Here is a 335-nt window from a genome sequence, read left to right as displayed (position 1 = left end):
TCCAGGGCGCCGCTCTGCCAGCGGGACGCCACCTCGCAACTGGTGAACACGCACAGGCCGGCGCCGTCCGAGCCGCCGACGTTGCGCATGTGCTGCTTCGGGTCGAGGTCGGCAGTCGCCCGCGCGCCGCCGTCGGACGGGTCGCCCGAGTGGATCGACTGGGCTACGGCCGGCAGTGCCAGCACCGCCACGGCCGCCAGCGCACACACGATTCGTTTGAGCATGTCAAAGCCTCTGGTAATGGTTTCTTCATCTTCACCGTCGGCCCGGACACCCACCGGTCGGGCAACTCGTGGCGGGCGCCTCGACCACCTTCTGCATCACCCGGTCGTCGC

At 69.6% G+C, this 335-nt stretch carries 1 protein-coding gene; it reads right to left on the bottom strand.

Annotated features, from left to right (window positions below):
• Positions 1–224 (bottom strand): hypothetical protein (locus R5H29_RS02490; protein ID WP_332328685.1); only part of this gene is annotated, 224 nt, incomplete at its 3' end.
• Positions 225–335 lie beyond the last annotated feature (111 nt).

This window comes from Stenotrophomonas sp. A3_2 (assembly GCF_036624925.1).
In the GTDB taxonomy this organism is placed as follows: domain Bacteria; phylum Pseudomonadota; class Gammaproteobacteria; order Xanthomonadales; family Xanthomonadaceae; genus Stenotrophomonas; species Stenotrophomonas hibiscicola.
Note: the sequence above shows the minus strand (reverse complement) of the source record. Positions and strands in the feature narration are given on the sequence as shown.